The organism is Streptomyces sp. NBC_00525, from assembly GCF_036346595.1.
Lineage (GTDB): Bacteria > Actinomycetota > Actinomycetes > Streptomycetales > Streptomycetaceae > Streptomyces.
In genome coordinates this window covers 6,682,810-6,699,678 of record NZ_CP107834.1, presented here as the reverse complement: position 1 = coordinate 6,699,678, position 16,869 = coordinate 6,682,810, and the positions used below count along the sequence as shown (strand labels likewise).

The window sequence follows — 16,869 nt, the reverse complement described above, 5'->3', positions numbered from 1 at the left end:
TTCAGGCCGCGGCCTCGCCCTGCTCCAGGAGTGCGGGCAGTTCGTCGAGCGGCGGCGGCTCGCCGCACGCCGAGGCGACGACCACTTCCTCCAGCGCCCACAGATGTGCGCCGATCCTGGCCGGCGGCAGGTAGGCGGTGTCGGCGGTGAGCATGACGGCGAGGACGCCCCGCTCCTCGGTGACGTGGACGCAGTACCGGCAGCCCAGCTTCTCCTGAGTGGCCGGGAAGCCGAGTTCGGTGCGGGCCCGTGCCGCGCGCAGTGCGGCGGGGCGGGGTGGCGGGCCTTCGGCCGGTGGGCGTACGAAGAACCGCTGGTCGTTGTAGCAGCAGTACGGGTGCACGGGCGTACCGCGCTCCCGCCCGATCCGTTCGCGCAGCGCCTCCCAGGCGGCCGGGTCGTAGGACGCCGCCCGGTAGCCCGCCAGGGCCGCCCGCCACGCCACGGGGAGCAGGTCCGTGAACCGTTCGGCGCCGGAGGTGTCGAGGAGGAACGGGGCGTCCTGGGAGAGCATCGCCACCAGGTCCCGCCGGTCCTCGGCGGCGCGGTTGGCGACGATGGGCATCATGGCCGCTGCGGTGTGCCCGCCCTCGGCGGCGACCAGGGCGGCGAGGGCGGTCATGAGGACGGTGGAGCCGCTGATCCGGTGCGTGGTCGCCAGGGCGTCGGTGGCCCGCGCCAGTGCCTCGGAGACGATGCGGCCGCTCCAGAACCGGGGTGTGCGGGGCGGGGCGGCCTCGTGGGGGAACATTGTGGGCGGGATGGTCCGGTAGAAGCCTTCCCAGTGGGCGAGGGCGCGCTCGCTGCGGCGCACCCCGGCGGGCGCCTCCTGTTCACGGGCGAGGTCCAGGGGGTTGGTGCGCGGTGGCCGGCCCGCCGAGCCGCGTACGGCCAGCAGCCGCAGATCCCGTACCACCTGTTCGGCGGCGTGGCCGTCGGCCGCCAGATGGCACAGGACGAGCGCGACGTGCGTCACCCGCCCCCGGTGGTGGACGGCGCCGACGCGCAGCGGCCACTCCCCCGCGTAGTCGAAGCGGGTGGCCGCCAGCCGGTCCAGCAGGGCCTGGGCGGTCGCGCCGGTCCGTGCGGGGTCGGCCTCCTCCACCACGGTGAGCGGGAGGGTGCCCGAGTCCGCGAGGGACTGGCGGGGGTCGCCGTCCTGGATGCCGTACAGCCGGGTGCGCAGCGCTTCGTGGCGTTCCAGCAGGGCGGCCAGCGCGGTGGTGAGCCGGGGCAGGTCGATGGCGCGGCCGCGCTGCTCCAGGGTGAGCAGGCGCCCGATGTTGAAGTAGATGTCGTTGGGCGCGGTGCGCCGGATCGCGTTCCAGATGGCCCGCTGCCCCCAGGTGAGGGGCGCCGTGCCGGACCGGTCCCCGGTGAAGGGGACCCGCACGGTCGTGGTGGCCGGGTGGTTACTCATCGGGCTCCCGGTCGTCGTCGAGCCGGGCTGCCAGGCTGTCGATGGTCTCCTGGTAGAACGACGGGTCGGCGAGGTCGAGTTCGACGCCGTATTCCTCCTCCAGCGTGTCGGCGAGGCGGAGCAGTGCCAGGGAGGTGACGCCGAGTTCGGTGAGGGTGCCGCGCGGGGCGGCAAGGATCTCGGCCGCCGGGATCTGGCCGTCCATGGCGTCGCTGATCAGTCCGGCGAGCCGGGCGCGTGCCCCGGTGGCGGGGTGCGGTGCGGTGCTCAACTGCCTTCCTTTCCGGCCAGTCTGCGGCGCAGGCTCAGGGGCCTGATGTCGGGCCACACCTCGTCGACGTGGGCCATGCACTCGTCCTCCGTGCCGCTGAACCCCTCGGCACGCCAGCCGGCGGGCAGGGGGGTGCCCTCGGGCCACAGGGCGTGCTGTTCCTCGTCGTTGACCGCCACCAGGTAGCGGAGGGCGGGTGTGTTCACTGGTTCTCCTCGATGAGTTCGGCGACGCGGGCCGCGACGCCGTGGACGGTGGGGCTGTCGAAGAAGACGTCGAAGGGCACGGAGACCCCGTACCGCTTGTGGATGCGGCCGGCGAGGGAGGTGATCGTCAGGGAGTGGCCGCCGAGGTCGAAGAGGTCCTCGTCGGGGCCGAGGTCGTCCAGGTCCAGCACCTCGCGCCAGATGGCCAGGACGGTGGCGGTGATGCCGTCGTCCCCGTCCGCCGCGGGGGCCGGTCCGGCGGGTGCGGGGCGGGTGCGCGCGGGTTCGGGCAGGGCGGCCCGGTCGAGTTTGCCGTTGGGGGTGAGCGGCATCGCGTCGAGCGTCACATACGCGTCGGGGAGGTACGCGGCGGGCAGGGTCCGGGCCAGGTGGTCGCGCAGGGTTTCTGGGGTGGGCGGTACGCGGCCGGGTGCGGGGACGACGTAGGCGACGAGCCGGCCGGGCTCGCCGTCCGGGCCGTTCCGCAGCGCGGTGGTCGCCTGCCCGATGTGCGGGTGTCCGGCGAGGGCGGCGTCGATCTCGCCGAGTTCGATGCGGTGGCCGCGCACCTTGACCTGGGTGTCGGACCGGCCCGCGAAGGCGATCCTGCCGTCTGCGGTGAGCCGGACGAGGTCGCCGGTGCGGTACAGGCGGGCGCCGGGCGGGCCGAAGGGGTCGGGGACGAAGCGGGAGGCGGTGAGCCCGGCCCGGCCCCGGTAGCCGTGGGCGACTCCGTCGCCGCCGATGTACAGCTCGCCGGTCAGGCCCCTGGGCAGCGGCTGGAGGAGGGCGTCCAGGACATGGGCGCGGGTGTTGGCGAGCGGGCCGCCGATGGTGACGGGGTCCTCGGGTCCGATGTCGGCGGCCGTGGACCAGACAGTGGTCTCGGTCGGCCCGTAGACGTTGACCAGGCGGCCGACCGCGTCGCGCAGTTCGCGGGCGAGGGCGTCGGGCAGTGCCTCTCCCCCGGTCAGGGCCACCAGGTCGGGTGCGTGGAGCCCGGCGGCGAGCATGGTGCGCCAGCCGCTGGGGGTCGCCTGTACGTGGGTGAGGCGGTGCCGTTCGACGAGGGCGGTGAGGGCGGCGCCGTCGCGGTGGCGGCCCTCGGGGACGAGGACGACGGTGCCGCCCGTGACGAGGGGGAGGAAGAGTTCGACGGTGGAGATGTCGAAGGAGAGCGAGGTGAGTCCGAGCCAGCGGCTGCCGGGCCCCGTGCCGCTGGTGTCCCGCAGGGCCGCGAGGAGGTTGGCGAGGGCCGCGTGCGGGACCTCGACGCCCTTGGGCATGCCGGTGGAGCCGGAGGTGTACAGCACGTAGGCGGGGTCCGCGGGCGCGGGCGGGGCGGGGGCGGGTGGCGTGTCGGGGAGCCGGTCCCGGTCCGCGGTCCGGGGGTCGGTGGCGGTCTCCAGGGTGAGCCCGGCGTCGGCGCGGATGAACGCCAGGCGTTCGGCCGGGTGGTCGGGGTCGAGCGGGAGGTAGGCGGCGCCGGCGGTGAGGGTGCCGAGCGCGGCGACGAGCTGGGCGGCCGAGCGGGGCAGGGCGATGCCGACGAGGGTGCCGGGGCCTGCGCCGCGGGCGCGCAGCCGGTGGGCGTGGCGGCGGACGGCGGCGTCGAGTTCGGCGTAGGTGAGGGTGGTGTCGCCTTCGATCACGGCGGGCGCGTCGGGGGTGGCGGCGGCCTGGGCGGCGAACAGCGCGGGCAGGGTGGCGTGCGCGTTGCCGGGGGCGCGGGTGGTGTCGGCGAGCAGGGCGGCGCGTTCCCGGGGCGGCAGCAGCGGCAGCCGGCCCAGGGTGGTGTCGGGGGCGGCGACGGCGCCGTCGAGCAGGGTGAGGAAGTGGTCGAGGACGCGGGCGGGGGCGTCGTCCTCGAAGGCGGCGGTGCGGTACTGGAGGCTGCCTTCGAGGGCGTCGGGGGCGTCCACCAGTTGGAGGTGGGCGAGGTTGCGGGCGGTGTCCGCGAAGCCGATCCACTCGGTGCGGACGTCGAGTGCGGGGCCGAAGTCGGCGGGCCGGGAGGCGTCGCGGCGGCGGTAGCTGAGGGAGAGGGGGCACAGGGCGGTGCGCGGGGTGAGTCCGCGTACGGCACGGCTGAGGGGCACGGCGCGGTGCTGGTAGAGGGCGCGCAGGGCGGCGCGGACCTGGTGGGCGAACTCCGCGAAGGTGTGGTGCGGGAGCGGTTCGGTGAACAGGGGCAGCTCGTTGACGTGCAGGCCGGCCTGCCGGGGCGCGCCGGGTGCGCGGGTGGAGAGCTCGATCGCGGTGGCTGGGGCGGTGTTGCCGTACCGCAGCATGAGGGTGTGCCAGGCCGCCGTGAGGAGTTCGAAGCGGGTGACGCCGAGCGCTTCGGCGGTGGACACCAGGCGGGCGTGCCATGCCCCGTCGCGCCGGAAGCCGCAGGCGCTGCCGGGGGCCGGGGTGACGGGGTCCAGGAGGTGGGCGGTGAGGCCGGGGAGGGCGGGGGCGGGGCTCTCGCGCCGGCGGCCGTCCCAGAAGCGGGCCGCGGCCTCGATTTCGGGGGCGGAAGGTGAACCTGCCGGGGTGGGCGTGGTGTCCCGGCCGGTCGGCGCGGGCGCCCCTGCCGGGGCGGGTGCGTCGGCGTGGCCGGTGCGCTCGCGGTAGGCGCGGGCCAGGGCGGAGACGAGGATGTCCTTGGACTCGCCGTCGAAGACGAGGTGGTGGGCGACCACCAGGAGCAGGTGGCGGTCCGGGGCGGTGGTGAACAGCGTCGGGCGGACCAGGGGGCCGTCCGGGGCGAAGGGTGCGGTGGTCTCCTCGTCGCGGAGCTTGCCGAGGTCGCCGGGGGTGGTGGTCACGGTCCGCAGCGGCGGTGCGTCGCCGGTGAGCAGGGCGGGCCCGGCCGGGTCGATCCGGGCGGCGAGCGCGGGGTGTTCCCGTACACACCGGGTCCAGGCTGCCGCCAGGGCTTCCTGGTTCAGCGGTCCCCGGAGGTGCAGGGTGAGGCCGAGGTGGTAGGCGGCGGCGGTGTCGAGGGTCTGCTCGGTGATCCAGAGGCCGTGCTGGGCGGGATCGAGCGGTGTCGGTGCGGTGGCGGATGCGAAAGGGGTCATGAGGTCGCCTCGTCGTCCAGGAGCCGGTGCAGTTCACGTTTGAGGACCTTGCCGCCGTCGTTGCGGGGCAGGGTGTCGCGGAAGAGGATGCGGGCCGGCAGCTCGTGCGCGGCGAGCCGTTCGAGGAGGAAGGCCCGCAGCCGGGTGGTGTCCGGCTCGTCGCGCCGGGGTACGACGACGGCGGCGACCACGCTGCCCAGCACGGGGTGCGGGATGCCGAAGGCAGCGGCGTCGGCGATGTCCGGGTGGGCGTGCAGCGCGTTCTCCACCTGGAGGGTGGACACCTTGTGGGCGCCGGACTTGATGACGTCGCGCTCCCGGTCGAGGAGGTGGAGGTAGCCGTCCGCGTCGAGCCGCCCGATGTCGCCCATGCGCACCCAGTTGCCCCGGAAGACCTGCGCGTCGGCGTCGGGTGCGCCGAGGTAGGAGCGGGGTGCGGTGGGTGAGCGCAGCCAGATCTCGCCGGGTTCGCCGGTGGCTGCCGGGCGCCCGTCGGGGCCGGTGACGCGCAGCTGGCCGAGGGAGGCGGGACGGCCGGGCGATTCGGGGTGCTCGGGGTCGAACAGGAGGGTGACCTGCGCGGGCGCGGCTTCGGTGGAGGTGTAGTAGTTGACGATCTGGGCGCCGGGGAAGGCGCGGGAGAGCCGGAGCGCGACGGGTTGCGGGAGTGCGGCCGCGGTGGAGCCGACGAGCCGGACGGTGCTGAGGTCGCGGTGGGTGAGGGCGGTGGAGGCGAGGAGTTCGATGGCGGTGGCGGGCACCAGGAAGAGGCTGCCGACCGCGTACTCCTCGATCAGCCGGACGAACCGCAGCGGGGTGAACTGCGGGGCGGCGATGCCGGTGGCCGCCGTGTCCAGGCAGTTGACGAGCATGGTCTGCCCGGCGTTGGTGCCGATGGGGAAGCTGTGCAGGAAGGTGCGTGAGTGGCGCAGGGGGCGGCGGCGTTCGTCCAGGGTGCAGCCGTGGGCGAGGTTGGCGTGGGTGGCCCGGACGCCCTTGGGCAGGCCGGTGGTTCCGGAGGTGTAGAGGTACTGCGCGGGTGCGGCGGGGTCGGGTGGGGGCGGGGCGGCGCCGGCCCCCGTTTCGAGGTCTTCGCCCGATGCCTGCCACACGTGCGCGGGCAGCCGGGGCGGCGGCCCGCCCCGCGCGTGCAGGACGCCCACGCATCCGCTGTCGCGCAGGATGTGCGCCGCGACGGCCGGGGCCAGCCGGTCGGACAGGGGTACGGCGATGCCGCCGGCCCACTGGACCCCGCAGTAGGCGACCGCGTAGTCGGTCCACTCGGTGCTGCCGTACCGCAGCCCCACCGGTTCGCCGGGGCGCAGGCCGCGGGCGAGCAGGCCGTGTGCGAGGGCGGCGGCGCGGTGGCGCCAGGTGCCGAAGTCCAGGCGGCGGGGCCCGTTGCGGAGGGCGATGCGGTCGGGGTGGAGGGCGGCGCGGTGTTCCAGCAGTTCGACGAGGGAGCGCGGGGGCGCGGCGGGGCTCATCGGTCCGCTCCCGCCGGGACGGCCTCGGCGCGCGAGGCGGAGGCGGCGAGCGCGGAGTCGGAGGCGGAGGCGGCGAGGGCGGCGGCGCGTTCGCGCAGGCCGATGAGGTCGTCGGGTTCGGCGTCCGGCACGTCGAGGTCGAAGCGGGCGAGGGCGGGCAGCCGCAGCGCCAGGGCCACGAGCGCCAGCATCGCCACGCAGCACAGCAGGTACATCAGCCCGATGCCGCGCCCCGGTCCGGTGCCCAGTACGCGTCCCACGGTGCCGGCCAGGGCCCCGTCGTCGGTCATCAGGGGGTCGAACAGCCGGGCGCCGAGCGGGGCGACGAGTCCGTGGCCGATGGGGAGGGTGGACCAGGCCACCATGGTGTTGAGGGCGAAGACGCGTCCGTGGAAGCGCTGCGGGACCTTGACCTGGACGATGGTCGAGTAGACGCCGTTGACCAGGCCGATGCAGCAGGACATCCCGAAGGCACCGGCTCCGATGACCCAGAGGTCGGCGCGCAGCCCGGTCACCGCACCGGCGAGCGCGAACACTCCGGCGAGCGCCAGCATGCCGCGTACCCGGTGCCTGCGGGGCCCGCCCCAGACGCCCATGAGGATGCCGCCCGTGACGGCGCCGGCGCCGCCCGCCGTGGCCACCGCCGCCGCCCCGTCCAGGGTGTCGAAGGACAGCACGAGCGGCGTCACCAGCAGGAAGAGCGGGGAGAGGAAAAGGTTGAGCGCGGCAAACCAGAGGAGCATGGAGCGGAAACCCCGGTGGCGCCAGGTGTAGGCGAAGCCCTGTTTGATCTCCTCGACGACGGGTTCCCGGCGGGTCCAGGGCAGCGTACGGGGGAACCTGACGCACACCAGTACGGCGACGGCGACGACGTAGCTCGCGATGTCCAGGATCAGAATGCCGCGCAGCCCGATCCCGGCCATCAGCGCCACCGCAACCAGGGGGACGACGAACTGTGCCGCGCCGAAGGCGAGTTGGACGACGCCGTTGGCGTGTCCGAGGTAGCGCTTGGGGACCAGTTGCGGGATGGCCGAGTTGTACGCGAGGCGCTGGAAGGTGAGCGCCACGGAGAGGCCGCCGAGCAGCAGGTACAGATACCAGGTGTCGAGCGCGCCGCCGAGCAGCAGGCACAGCATGGCGACCTGACTCAGCCCCGCCGCGATGTCGCCGGCGAGCATCACCTTCCGGCGGTCGAACCGGTCCACGACCGCGCCGGCCAGTGGTCCGACGACGATGCCGGGCAGCATGGCGACGACCGAGTACAGCGCGAACCGGGTCAGGGAGCCGGTCTCCAGGAGAATCCAGATGGGCAGCGCGAACTCGGTGAGCGCGGACCCCACGATCGAGCCCAGCTGCCCGAGCACCACGGCGACGAAGCGAGCGGCGCCGGGCGCGGGGGCGGTCTCCCGCGCCTTTCCCGTGCGGTCCGGGGGCTCCGGTCTACGGCCCGGGGTTTCCGGCGTACGGTCCGGGGTTTCCGGCGTACGGTCCAGGGCTTCCGGTGCACGGTCCGGCGGCCCGGTCTCGGCGTGGAACCACCATGCCGCGTCCGGGGAGCGCGCGGGCAGGGTCGCCGTGTCGCCCCGGCCGATCGCCTCGTGCACGGAGGTCACCGCTTCGGCGACCTCGGCGGCCCGGTACTTCACGAAGAAGTGGCCGCCCTGGTCGATGACCGCGACCGCCGAGCGCTCCGCGAGCAGCAGCCACTCCCGGTAGCGCTCCTGGTAGAAGTCGGCGGCCGGGTCGCGGTCGCCGACGAGCGACACCAGCGGGGCCCGCAGCCGGGGCGCCCCGGCCTCCACGTCGGCGATCGCACCGGTGAAGTACTCCTCGGCGGCCTGGCTGTCGCGGCGCATGTTGCCCACGATGAACGCGGTCTGCTCCCGGTCGAGCTGGGAGGTGTCCACGCCCATCCCGGTGAGCCAGTTGACGTACACGCGGTTGCCGAGGAGCGCTTCCAGGGACGCCACCTTGGACAGGGCGCCGAGCACCCGGCCGCGTGGTTTGGCGAAGGGGAACTGGGCTCCCGCGTACACCGCTTCGAGTGTGCGGCCCGACGCCTCCAGGAGGCGTGCGGTCGCCACGGCGAGCGCGGTGCCGACGCCGCAGTGCCCGTACACGATGAGTGGTCCGTGGACGCGTTCGCGGATCTCGGCGGCCAGGTTCTCCGCGAGTTCCCCGAAGGGCAGGTGTTCCTCCGTGACCCCGACGTCATGGCCGGGTATGGCGACGGACCACAGTTCGTAGCCCTCGGGCAGGAGGTCGGCGACGGGCTGGTAGACGACCGCGCTGCCGCCGCCGTACGGGACGCACACCAGGGTGGCGCGCAGTCGGCCGGCGGGGGCCTGCGGGGTGAGGCGGTGCAGCAGCCTGCGCGGGCCCCGTGCGTCCTCGGGGAGGTCGGCGAGGGCGGCCAGGTCCCTGACCGTGCGGCAGGTGAACAGGTCCATGACGCTGACCGGCTGGGCGCCCGCCTCGGGGAGGAGTCTGCGGGCGCGGGCGACGACCTGGGTGGCGAGGAGCGAGTGGCCGCCGAGGTCGAAGAAGTCCTCGTCGGCGCCGACCTCGTCCAGGCCGAGCACCTCGGACCAGATCGCGGCGAGCACATGCTCCGCCGGGGTCTGCGCCGCGCTCGCTGCGCCGCCGGTCCGGTGGATCTGCGGGGCGGGCAGCGCGCGGCGGTCGAGTTTGCCGTTGGCGGTGAGCGGCAGGGCGGGCAGCGCGGTGAAGGAGACCGGCACCATGTAGTCGGGCAGCACCTGCTTGAGCGCGGTGCGCAGGTCCTGCGGGTCGGGGGCGGGCTGTCCGTCCCCGGTGACGAGGTAGGCGGCGAGCCGCTTGTCCCCCGGACTGTCCTCGCGTACGACGACGGCCGCCTCGGTGATGGGCGGCAGGGCGCGCAGGGCCGCCTCGATCTCGCCGGGTTCGATGCGCAGCCCACGCAGCTTGACCTGCTGGTCGATGCGCCCGAGGTGTTCGAGTGCCCCGTCGGGGCGGCGGCGGCCGAGGTCGCCGGTGCGGTAGAGGCGGGAGCCCGGCGGGCCGTAGGGGTCGGGGACGAACTGGCGGGCGGTCAGCCCCGGTCTGCGGTGGTAGCCGAGGGCGACCCCGGTCCCCGCGATGTGGATCTCGCCGGGCGCCCCCGGAGGCACCGGCCGCAGTGCCCGGTCCAGGACGTAGAGGCGGAGGTTGTCGACGGGGAAGCCGATCGGGACGACGTCGGGCCGCTCCTCGCACTCCCAGGCGCAGACGTCGATCGCCGCCTCGGTCGGTCCGTACAGGTTGGCCAGGGCGCAGCCGGGCAGCACCTCGTGGAAGGCGCGCGCGGTGTCGGGCGGCAGTGCCTCGCCGCTGCACACGACGCGGCGCAGGTCCGTGCAGTGTCCGGCGCCCTCCTCGGCGAGGAAGAGGGGCAGCATGGAGGGGACGAAGTGGGCGACGGTGACGGGTGCGGAGCGGATGAGTTCGCTCAGGTAGGCGGTGTCCTTCTGGCCGCCGGGGCGGGCCAGGACGAGCCGGGCGCCGGTTATGAGCGGCCAGAAGAACTCCCAGACGGACACGTCGAAGCCGGCCGGGGTCTTCTGCAGTACGGAGTCGTCGGGCCCGATGGGGTAGCTCCGCTGCATCCACAGGAGGCGGTTGACGACGGCGCGGTGGGTGTTGGGCACGCCCTTGGGGCGGCCGGTGGAGCCGGAGGTGTAGATGAGGTACGCGGGGTCGTCGGGCGTCGGCCCCGGCGTGTCCGGCGCGGCATTGGGAGCGCTCCCGTCGAGCGGGTCGGCGTCGTCGAGGTACAGCACGATGGCCCGGCAGCCTTCGGGGACCGGGACGGCGCGCTGGGTGAGGAGTACTCGGGCGCCGCTGTCGTCGAGCATGAACGCGAGCCGGTCGGCGGGGTATTCGGTGTCCAGCGGGGTGTAGCAGGCGCCGGTGCGCTGGACGGCGAGGAGCGCGGCGACGAGTTCCGGGGAGCGTTCCGCACCTACTGCGACGACGTCGCCGGGGCCGGTGCCCGCCGCGCGCAGCCGGGCGGCGATGCGGTCGGCGGCGGCGTCGAGTTCGGCGTAGCTGAGGCTGCGGTCGTCGGCGGTGACGGCGACGGCGTCGGGGGTGCGTGCGATCTGCTCGCCGATGAGGGAGACCAGAGTGGCGTCGGCCGGGACCGGCCGATCGGTGCGGTTGAACTGCACGGTCTCCAGAGCGCGTTCGTCGTCGGAGAGCAGGTCGAGTGCGGACAGCGGTATGTCGGGGCGGTCGGCCACCGCGTGCAGCAGCCGGTCGAGGTGGGCGGCGAGCCGGGCGATGTCCGCCTCGCCGAAGAGGTCGGTGTTGTAGTTGAAGGCGCCGCGCAGCCCGTCCGGCCACTCCATGAGGAACAGCTCGACGTCGAACCGGGTGCCGGAGGCGCGCAGCCCGTAGTTCTCGACGGCCGGTCCCGGACCGGCGGAGGTCTGGCGCCCGGTGGCGTAGTTCTGTACGGCGAGGACCGCCTGGAACACCGGGGAGCGGGAGACGTCGCGCGGCACGTTGAGTTCGGTGACCAGCTGGGCGAACGGCAGCTCCTGGTGGGCGTACGCCTCCAGGCAGGTTTCGCGGGTGCGTTCCAGCAGGGTGGCGAAGGTGGGGTCGCCGTCGAGCCGGGCGCGCAGGGGCAGCACGTTGACGAACATGCCGATCAGGCCCTCGAGTTCGGGCTCGGGGCGGCCGGCGACGGGTGATCCCACGGCGAACTCCCGCTGCCCGCTGTACCGGGCGAGGAGTTCCTGGAAGGCGGCGAGCAGCACCATGTGGAGGGTGGCGCCGTGGGTCTTGCCGAGGGCGGCGAGCCGGTCGAGCAGCTCGCGGTCGACCTGGAAGCCGTAGCCGGCACCGTCGAAGGTCTGCCGTGCCGGGCGCGGCCGGGCGGTGGGCAGGACGAGCGGTTCGACTCCGGCGAGTTCCCCGGCCCAGTAGGCGACTTCGGCGGCGAGGGCGTCGCCGGTCAGCCGGTCGCGCTGCCACTGCGCGAAGTCGCCGTAGCGTACGGGGAGTTCACCGAGGGGGTCGTCGTCCCCTTCGAGGCGGGCCGTGTAGCAGCGCAGGATCTCGGAGATCAGGATCTCGCTGGACCAGCCGTCGCTGACGCTGTGGTGGACGACGAGCAGCAGGATGTGCTCGCGGTCGCCGAGGCGCACCAGCAGGGCGCGCAGCAGGGGTCCGGCCGCGAGGTCGAAGGGCAGCGCCCCCGCCTCGTCCACCAGCCGGGCCGCGTGCTCCTCGTCCGCCGCCTCCGTGAGCGGCAGCGGTACGGGGGCCGGTTCGGCGATCTCCAGGACGGGGCGGCCGTCGTCGGTGGCCGGGTAGCGGGAGCGGAGCGTTTCGTGCCGGGCGACCACGGTGTCCAGGGCGTGTGCCAGTGCTTCCCGGTCCAGTTCGCCGCGCAGTCTGCGGGCCACGGGGATGTTGTACGCGCCGGTGCCGGGCGCGAACTGCTCCATGAACCAGAGGCGCTCCTGAGCGAAGGAGAGCGGCGGTACGGTGCCGTCAGGGCGCCGGGGCACGGCGGGCCGGGAGGCGGTGCCGCGGCCGGCCCGCAGCCGGCGGCTGAGCAGGGCGCGCTTGGCGTCGGAGAGTCCTGCGGGGGTGGTGGTGGTCTCGCTCATGACGCCGTACGGGTTCCTTCCAGGGCATCGCCGTCCGCGGCGAGGAGGGCGGCGGCCTCCTCCTCCGACAGGGCGTCGATCTCGGCCAGCAGGGCGGCTTCCACGGCTTCGGCGAAGGCCGCGACCGTGCGGTGGGTGAAGAGGGTGCGCAGGGGGACGGTGAGGTCGGCGGTGGCCCGGACGCGGGCGATGACCCGGGTGGCGAGGAGGGAGTGGCCGCCCAGGTCGAAGAAGTCGTCCAGGGCGCCGACCCGGTCGATCTCCAGGACCTCGCGCCAGATGTCGGCCACGAGTTCCTCCGCCTCGGTGCGCGGGGCGAGGTAGCTCGCACGGAGTTCGGGGCGCTGGTCGGGGGCGGGCAGGGCCGCGCGGTCGAGCTTTCCGTTCGGGGTGAGCGGCAGCCGGTCCAGGACGAGGATCGACGCGGGCACGAGATGGGCGGGTAGGAGCGCTCCCACGGCGCTCCGCAGACCGGCAGGATCGAGACCGGCGAGCGCGGGTGCGGCGGCGGCGCGGTCCGGGTGGGCGGGTGCGGCGGCGGCACCGTCCGAGATGCCGGGTGCGTCGGCGGCACCGTTCGGCTGGGCGGTCTTCGTGGGGGCGAGGCCGGTCGCGGGGACCACGTAGCCCACGAGGGTGTCGCGCCGGGCGACGACGACCGCCTCGGCGACCCCCGGCTGGGCCAGCAGCGCGTTCTCGACCTCGCCGGGCTCCACCCGGTAGCCGCGCACCTTGACCTGGCCGTCCAGCCGGCCCAGGAACTCCAGGGCCCCGTCGGCCCGGTGGCGTACGAGGTCACCGGTGCGGTAGCGGCGGGAGCCGGGCGGGCCGTAGGGGTCGGGGACGAAGGCGCGTGCGGTGGCGCCGGGCCGGCCGGTGTAGCCGTAGGTGACCCCCGTACCGCCGATGAGGAGTTCGCCGGGGGTGCCGGGCGGGACCGGGCCGCCGTGCTCGTCGCAGACCGTGGCGGTGACACCGCCGATCGGGGTGCCGATGGGCGGGCGGGCGCGGGTGTCGGGGGCGCCGAGGTCGGCGGTGGTGGCAATGACGGTGGTCTCGGTGGGCCCGTAGGAGTTGACGAGCCGGACCCGGTCGCCGAAGCGTTCGCGCCAGGTGGCCACGGCGGTGGACCGCACCTGGTCGGCGCCCAGGATCAGCAGCCGCAGCCCGTCCGGCCAGGCGACGAGGTCGAGGTCGCCGACCAGGTGGTGCCAGTACGGGGTGGGCAGGTCCATGACCGTGACATCGGCGGTGAAGTCCTCGGCCAGTTGGTCGGGGAGCGTGGCGTCGGGGTCGGCGACGACGAGTGCGGCTCCGGCCGCCAGGGCGGGGAACAGTTCCTCGGCGCAGGTGTCGAAGCTCAGTGAGGCGCAGTGCAGGACCCGGTCGCCGGCGGTGATGCCGTAGCCCTCGCGCATCCAGCGCACCCGTTCGGCGAGCGCCCGGTGCGGGACGAGGACGCCCTTGGGCGTGCCGGTCGATCCGGAGGTGTAGACGAGGTAGGCGGGGTCGTCGGGCAGGGGCCCGGTCGGGGACTCCCCCGCGCCGCCGGTGCTGTCCGTGTCCTCCGCGTACAGCGTGCGCACGCTTCCGGGCACGGCGGCGGCCGCCCCGGCGCGGGAGGTGATGACGACGGCCGTGCCGCTGTCCGCGACCATGTACGCGAGCCGGGCGGCCGGGTAGTCGGGGTCCAGCGGCAGATACGCGGCGCCGGCCCGCCAGGCGGCGAGCATCGCCACGACGGCGCGCGGTCCTCGGGGCAGGAGCACACCGACGGTGTCCCCGCGCCGCACACCCTCGTCCGCCAGCCGTGCGGCGAGCCGGCCCGTCTCCTCCCAGAGGGCGGCGTACGTGAGCGAGGTGTCGCGCCCGCGCAGGGCCTCGCTCACGGGCCGTTCGCGCACGGTCCGGGCGATCGCCTCGTACACGGTGGGCGGGCCCTCGGGCAGCCGCGGGCCGCGGCCGGCCGCCTCCAGGGCGGTGGCTTCGGCCGCGTCCAGCAGGGGCAGCAGGTGGACGGGCGTGTCCGGGTCCGCGACGGCGGCGCGCAGCAGCGTTTCGAACCGGCGCCCCAGCCGGGCGGCCCACGCGGCGTCGAGGAGGTCCGTGCGGTAGCCGAAGACCGCGACCACGTCCGCGCCGTCCCGGCGCACGTCCAGGGTGAGGTCGAACTTGCACGCCCGCATGCCGGGGTCCAGTTCGGTGCAGCCGAGACCGGCGAAGGAGGCGTCGCGCAGCAGCCCGGCGTCCTGGGTGTGGACGGTCAGCATCGTCTGGAAGAGCGGGGTGCGCCCCGGATCGCGGTCGAGCTTCAGGGACTCGGCGAGTTCCTCGAAGGGGATGCGGTCGTGCGCGAAGGCACCCAGCACGGTGGTGCGGGCGCGGCGCAGGAGATCGGCGAAGGTGGGGGCGCCGGACAGCTCGGAGCGCAGGACCAGGGTCCGCGAGAAGTAGCCGATGGCCCGTTCCGCGTCGGGGCCGGCGCGGCCGGCGGTGGGCACGCCGACGCAGAAGTCGCGTTGTCCGGTGCAGCGGTGCAGGGTCGCCTGGTAGGCGGCGAGGAGCACCATGAACGGGGTGCAGCGCCGGGTGCGGGCCAGGGCGTCGATCAGGGGGCCGGCGCCGGTGAGGAGCTGGGTGTGGAAGGCGCCGTCCGGTGAGGGGTGTTCGGGGCGTGGGCGGTCCAGGGGGAGTTCGAGGGCGGGTGCGCCGTCGAGGCGGTCGCGCCAGTAGGCGAGGGCCTCGCCGGTCGCCGCCTCGTCGGCCTCCCGTTCCAGGTCGGCGGGGTGGGCGGGCGGTGCGGGCAGGCCGGCGTCCTCGCCCCGCAGGTGGGCGGTGTAGTGGGCGGCCAGTTCGTCGCGCAGGACGTTGAGCGACCAGCCGTCGGCGACGATGTGGTGCAGGACGACGCACAGGACGTGCTCGGTGTCGCCCGTCCGGAGCAGGGTGACGCGCAGGAGCGGGCCTCGCGCGAGGTCGAAGGGCTGGTTGGTGCGCTCGGCGATCAGCGGGGCCGGCCGGTCGGCGGCGCCGCGCAGGTCGTGGAACTCCACGGGGACCGGGCCGGGTTCCTCGACCAGGGCGGCCGGGTTGCCGTCCTCGGCCGGAAATCTGCTGCGCAGGGCGGCGTGCCGGGCCGCCACCGAGTCGAAGGCGGCGCGCAGTGCCGGTGGGGACAGCTCTCCGGTCAGGCGCAGGACGAGCGGAATGTTGTACGAGGGATCGTCCGGGTCCATCTGGTGCAGAAACCACAAGCGTTTCTGGCCATGCGTCAGATACGACTCGACGGCCTGGTTACTCATCCGGCTCCCTCGGCGCGCACGCCGAGCGGCGTGGTGTGCGGTTGCTTCAGGTCAATGGGGACGTGGGGACATACGGAGCATGTGGGGGTGCGGAGCAACGCGGCGGCATGGGGGTGCCGGGGCGGCCAGGTGGTCCCGCCGACGGCGAGATCCAGTCATTCGCGACTTCAGATGTTTTGATGTTATGAACAGCACACGCGCGCGTCAATGCAACATCTGTACACACAAACGGAGTTGAACCCTCCGATCGGCACACCTCAGCGGCCCGCCACCACCGCCCTGCCTCTCACCAGGGGCTATGTGACGGTCTTCGCGACGCGTGGCTTCACACGTCGTTTCGGGCGGGTCCCATTCATGTGATCAGCATGTGGACTTTCCGGCGCGCGGGTGCGTATTCATCCCTTCGGCTGGACCTTCCGGCAAACTCTGCCCGCCTTGTGGTCACGGGTGGTGAATGGAGGCTTGCGGCAGCAAACCCAGCCGAAGGAGCATGAATCACCGTGAACAACGCAGAAAGCGCGTCCGAGAGCGTACAAAGGGTGTATGCCGAGCGGTTCGCCACCGATCTCGCGGACAACCGGGCGGAACAGAAGGAGCTCACCGCGCAGATCGAGCGGTTGCGGGCCCGCCTGGAACAGCTCAGGACCGACGAGACCTGGCTGGACGGCATGCAGTCGGCCCTTCCCGGTGCCGCGGCGCCGCCCGGTGAGGGCGCCCCGGCGGCCACGCCCGTACCGAAACCCCGGCCCGCCGCCCGCGCGAAGGCGAGGCCCGCACGGCCCCGGACGTCCGGCGGGAAGGCGGCCACGGCTGCCACTCCCCTGCACCGGCTCATCCGCGAGCTGATGCCGCCGGGCGAGCCGCGCATGGTGCGCGAGGTGCACGCGGACCTGGCGAAGGCCCACCCGGAGCGCGGCACCTCGGTGCAGGTGGTGCGCAACACCCTGGAGACCCTGGTGAAGCGGGGCGCCGTGGCCAAGGGCCTCCAGCAGGGCGCCGCCATGTACACGGTGGCCGAGCCGGCCGCGTCCGGGGAGACCGCCGGGAGCGGGACGGGCACGGCGGCCGGCTGAGGCGGATCGCCCCGTTCACGCGTCCGGCCCCCCGGCGGCGCCTGTGCGCCTCCGGGGGGCCGGACGGTACTGCTCGCGGCCTCAGACGGCCGTGATGTTCTCCGCCTGCGGGCCCTTCTGGCCCTGCGTGATGTCGAAGGTCACCGCCTGGCCCTCCTGCAGCTCACGGAAGCCGGTGGCGTTGATGTTCGAGTAGTGCGCGAAGACGTCCGGCCCGCCGCCGTCCTGCTGGATGAAGCCGAAACCCTTTTCGGCGTTGAACCACTTGACGGTTCCGCTGGCCATGCCGGTGCCTCTCAGTCGATATCGGGAGCCGCACCACGCGGTCCCACTGCGTCGCGATCCGCCCCCTGCACAGCAAGGCGCCCGCGCCGGAGCACGGGCGGTTTGTGCGAACCAC

General features: G+C 74.2%; 9 protein-coding genes. 1 reads left to right on the top strand and 8 read right to left on the bottom strand.

Translation table 11 applies throughout. The features are described 5' to 3' along the window. Position 1: 1 nt before the first annotated feature. From OG710_RS29285 to OG710_RS29255, 7 genes are read right to left on the bottom strand one after another with little or no spacing between them, the layout of a single operon-like run. Positions 2-1,420, bottom strand: coding sequence for a condensation domain-containing protein (locus tag OG710_RS29285; RefSeq protein ID WP_330242061.1), 1,419 nt, complete (start codon positions 1,418-1,420; stop codon positions 2-4). After that, positions 1,413-1,691, bottom strand: a complete 279-nt coding sequence (locus OG710_RS29280) for an acyl carrier protein (RefSeq protein WP_330242060.1) — start codon at positions 1,689-1,691, stop codon at positions 1,413-1,415. Before OG710_RS29280 ends, OG710_RS29285 begins: the two co-directional genes overlap by 8 nt. After that, positions 1,688-1,897, bottom strand: coding sequence for an MbtH family protein (locus OG710_RS29275; protein ID WP_330242059.1), 210 nt, complete (start codon positions 1,895-1,897; stop codon positions 1,688-1,690). Before OG710_RS29275 ends, OG710_RS29280 begins: the two co-directional genes overlap by 4 nt. After that, positions 1,894-4,965, bottom strand: a complete 3,072-nt coding sequence (locus OG710_RS29270; RefSeq protein ID WP_330242058.1) for a non-ribosomal peptide synthetase — start codon at positions 4,963-4,965, stop codon at positions 1,894-1,896. The genes OG710_RS29275 and OG710_RS29270 overlap by 4 nt, the downstream gene beginning before the upstream one ends. After that, a complete protein-coding gene (locus OG710_RS29265) occupies positions 4,962-6,452 on the bottom strand; it encodes a class I adenylate-forming enzyme family protein (RefSeq protein WP_330242057.1) in 1,491 nt (496 codons plus the stop codon). Before OG710_RS29265 ends, OG710_RS29270 begins: the two co-directional genes overlap by 4 nt. Then, positions 6,449-12,094 carry a non-ribosomal peptide synthetase/MFS transporter gene (locus OG710_RS29260; RefSeq protein WP_330242056.1) on the bottom strand — a complete coding sequence of 1,882 codons (5,646 nt, stop codon included), beginning with the start codon at positions 12,092-12,094 and terminating at the stop codon, positions 6,449-6,451. Before OG710_RS29260 ends, OG710_RS29265 begins: the two co-directional genes overlap by 4 nt. Further along, positions 12,091-15,396, bottom strand: a complete 3,306-nt coding sequence (locus OG710_RS29255) for an amino acid adenylation domain-containing protein (protein WP_330242055.1) — start codon at positions 15,394-15,396, stop codon at positions 12,091-12,093. The genes OG710_RS29260 and OG710_RS29255 overlap by 4 nt, the downstream gene beginning before the upstream one ends. A 500-nt stretch (positions 15,397-15,896) precedes the next feature. Here OG710_RS29255 and OG710_RS29250 point away from each other — a divergent pair, with 500 nt between their 5' ends. Beyond that, positions 15,897-16,469: a hypothetical protein gene (locus tag OG710_RS29250; protein WP_330242054.1), complete on the top strand. Its 573-nt coding sequence runs from the start codon at positions 15,897-15,899 to the stop codon at positions 16,467-16,469. A gap of 81 nt (positions 16,470-16,550) precedes the next feature. Here the strand turns inward: OG710_RS29250 and OG710_RS29245 are convergent, their stop codons facing one another. Next, positions 16,551-16,754 (bottom strand): cold-shock protein, encoded by a 204-nt coding sequence (locus tag OG710_RS29245; RefSeq protein WP_018523299.1) that lies wholly within the window; start codon positions 16,752-16,754, stop codon positions 16,551-16,553. Positions 16,755-16,869: the final 115 nt, after the last annotated feature.